Below are 3072 nucleotides of genomic sequence, written 5' to 3'. Positions count from 1 at the left end.
GGCCGCGGGGGCGGCGGTGGGAGCGGTGGACGCGGCGGTCATCGGGAGTCCCCTCGGCGGGTGCGGGAGTTCGCGATCCTGAGGAAGCCGAAGGAGAGCACGAGCGTCACCGCGGCGACGACCACCGCGGTGGCGGCGGCCGAGTGGATGTCGCCGCGGACGAAGGCGTCCTCGTAGACCTTCATCAGCGGACTCCAGGTGGTGGGTACGGAGTTGGTCAGCGGTTTGAGCGTGGTGGGCTCGCTGAACACCTGGAGCGTGGCGATCACGGAGAAGAAGAAGGTCAGCACCAGCGACGGAGCCACCATCGGGACCTTGATCCGCAGCGCGATCTGCAGCTGCGAGCAGCCGTCGAGCCGGGCGGCCTCGTAGACCTCGACGGGGATCGCGCGCAGTGCCGTGTAGATGACGATCATGTTGAAGCCGGTGCCGCCCCACACCGCGATGTTGGCCAGCGCGGCGTAGAGCGCCCCGCCGTCGAGCAGATCGGGCGCGGGCAGGCCGAGTTCGCCGAGCACGAAGTGGAACGGGCTGACGTCGGGCAGGTAGAGGAAGCCCCACAGCAGCGCCGCGATCACCCCGGGGACGGCGTACGGCAGGAAGATCGCCAGTCGGGTGAAGGAGCGGCCCCGGACCCGGTCGGCGTCCAGCATCAGGGCGAAGACCAGGGCGAGTGCGAGCATGACGGGCACGACGATCAGGCCGTAGCCCAGCACCCGCAGCGCGCCGGCGGCCAGTTCGGGGTCGGTGAGGGCGTCGGTGTAGTTGGACAGGCCGGCCCACACCTCCCGGCGTGCCCCCGCGCCCAGGCCGAGTCCTTCGACCTCGACCCGGCGCAGGCTCAGGTGGAGGGCGTAGCCGACGGGGAGTGCGAAGAACAGCAGGAACAGGGCGGTGGCGGGCAGCAGGAAGAGGTACGGCGCCCGCCGCGTGCCGCCGGCCCGCGCGCCGCGGCGGGCCGGCGCCGGGCGCTTCGCCGTGGTCGCCGGTGTCACTCGGCGACTCCGAAGCCCTGCTTCTTCAGGTCCGCCACGGTGGCCTCGTGCATGGTCCGCAGCGCCGCGTCGAAACCGGACCGGTTCTTGGCGGCCTTGCTGAAGGCGTCCTTGAAGGTGCTGTAGGCGACGTTGACGTTCGGGCCCCAGGCCGCGGGGGCGGTGCCCTGGGCGATCTTCGCGGCCTGCTCGTAGAAGTCGGGCTGGTTGGGGAAGAAGTCCGGGGCCTGGGTGAGCGCCCCGCCGCTCTGGGCCGCCTTGGCGGCCGGGTAGACGCCGCTCTCCCGCACCAGGGCGTTCAGCGCCTCGGGGTCGGTGTTCAGCCAGGTGGCGAACCGCGCGGCGGCCTCCTTGTGCTCGGAGTCGTTCGTGACCGCGGTGGTGGAGCCGCCCCAGCTGCCGGTGGTGTTCGCTCCCTTCTCCCACTGGGGCAGCGGCGCCATCGTCCACTTGCCCTTGGTGTCGGGGGCGGCGGTGGTGAGGGTGCCGGGGGCCCACACGGCGCTGACCCAGGCGATCTGCTTGCCGGTGTTGAGGGCCTTGTTCCAGGCGGGGGTGTACATCGGCTGGTTGTCGATCGCGCCCTCCTCGACCAGGGAGCCCCAGAAGTCGGCGACCTTCCGGGTGGCCTCGTCGTCGATCGCGACCTTCCACTTCTGGCCCTCGGTGGTCCACCAGCGCGCGCCGGCCTGCTGCGCGAGGCCGGCGAAGAGGCCGGCGTCGTTGCTGGAGAAGGTGGTGAGGTCCTTGTCCGGAGCCTTCCGCTTGAGCGCGCGGGCGGTGTCGGCGAACTCCTCCCAGGTGGTGGGCACCGTCAGCCCGTACTCCTCGAACAGGTCGTGGCGGTAGTAGAACATCATCGGCCCCGAGTCCTGCGGGAGGGCGTAGACCGCGTCGCCGCCCAGGGTGACCTGCTGCCACAGCCCGGGGGCGAACTCCTTCTGAGCACCGGCCACCTGGCCCGATATGTCGGCCAGCACGTCGTTGCCGACCAGGGTGGGCAGCGCCTGGTACTCGGCCTGCACCAGGTCGGGGGCCTCGCCCGCCTTGGCCGCGGTGAGGGTCTTGGTCACCAGGTCGTCCCCGCCGGCCTGCTTCTTGACGGTGACCCTGACGTCCGGGTTCTCCTCGTTCCACAGGGCGACGACCTTGTCCATGCCGGGCGCCCAGGCCCAGTAGGTCAGTTCCGCCGGGCCGGAGGCGGCGGAGTCGCCGTCCGAGGAGCCGCAGCCGGTGAGGGCGGCTGCCGCGACAGCGGCCGCGGTGCACGCCGCGACGGTGCGGTGGTTCATGTTTCCTCCCTGACAAGGCACTGTGAACGTGCACAGTAGAGAAAGCGAACTGACTCTTGTCAATGGTTCGGAGCTTGATGTTTTCTAGGTGATGCAGTCGGCAAGTGACTGTGAACGTTCCCAGTTCTGTCTCACTCCGGCCCACCCGGGCCGGAGCTTCGACCCAGGAGGTCGCATGGTGCGCCTCGCCTACGGCGGCGACTACAACCCCGAGCAGTGGCCCGAGGAGGTCTGGCACGAGGACGTCGCGCTGATGCGTGAGGCCGGTGTGACCACCGTCAGCGTCGGGATCTTCTCCTGGGCGATGATCGAGCCGGCCGAGGGCGCCTTCGACTTCGGCCGGCTCGACCGGATCGTCGACCTGCTGCACGAGGCCGGTATCGGCGTCGACCTGGCCACCCCCACCGTGGTGCCGCCCGCCTGGTTCTACCGGGCCCACCCCGAGGCGCTGCCCGTCAGCCGGGAGGGCGTGCGCTGGGAGTTCGGCTCACGCGGCGCGATCTGCCACAACTCGCCCGCCTACCAGGAGGCCTCCGCCCGGGTCGCCCGCGCGCTGGGCGAGCGCTACGGACGGCATCCCGCGGTCGTGATGTGGCACGTCCACAACGAGTACGGCGTACCCGTCCTGGAGTGCTACTGCGAGACCTCCGCCGCGGCCTTCCGCACCTGGCTGCGGGAGCGCTACACCACCCTGGAGGAGCTCAACGCCGCCTGGGGGACCGCCTTCTGGGGGCAGACCTACGGCGACTGGGAGGAGATCGCCCCGCCCCGGGCCACCCCCACCG

Annotated in this window: 3 protein-coding genes; 1 reads left to right on the top strand and 2 read right to left on the bottom strand. The window is 70.9% G+C overall.

All coding sequences use genetic code 11. The annotated features are described in order from the left end of the window. Nucleotides 1-38: 38 nt before the first annotated feature. Nucleotides 39-995: a carbohydrate ABC transporter permease gene (locus L7D48_RS21425; protein ID WP_374493157.1), complete on the bottom strand. Its 957-nt coding sequence runs from the start codon at nucleotides 993-995 to the stop codon at nucleotides 39-41. Continuing rightward, complete coding sequence (locus L7D48_RS21420; RefSeq protein ID WP_237881474.1) at nucleotides 992-2287, bottom strand: ABC transporter substrate-binding protein; 1296 nt, start codon at nucleotides 2285-2287, stop codon at nucleotides 992-994. Before L7D48_RS21420 ends, L7D48_RS21425 begins: the two co-directional genes overlap by 4 nt. A gap of 175 nt (nucleotides 2288-2462) precedes the next feature. Here L7D48_RS21420 and L7D48_RS21415 point away from each other — a divergent pair. Then, the coding region (locus L7D48_RS21415) for a beta-galactosidase (protein WP_237881472.1) at nucleotides 2463-3072 on the top strand (610 nt) is incomplete at its 3' end.

The sequence above is a fragment of the Streptomyces sp. ICN903 genome (genome assembly GCF_022015835.1).
GTDB lineage: Bacteria > Actinomycetota > Actinomycetes > Streptomycetales > Streptomycetaceae > Streptomyces > Streptomyces fenghuangensis.
This window is presented reverse-complemented; position numbering and strand designations above follow the sequence as displayed.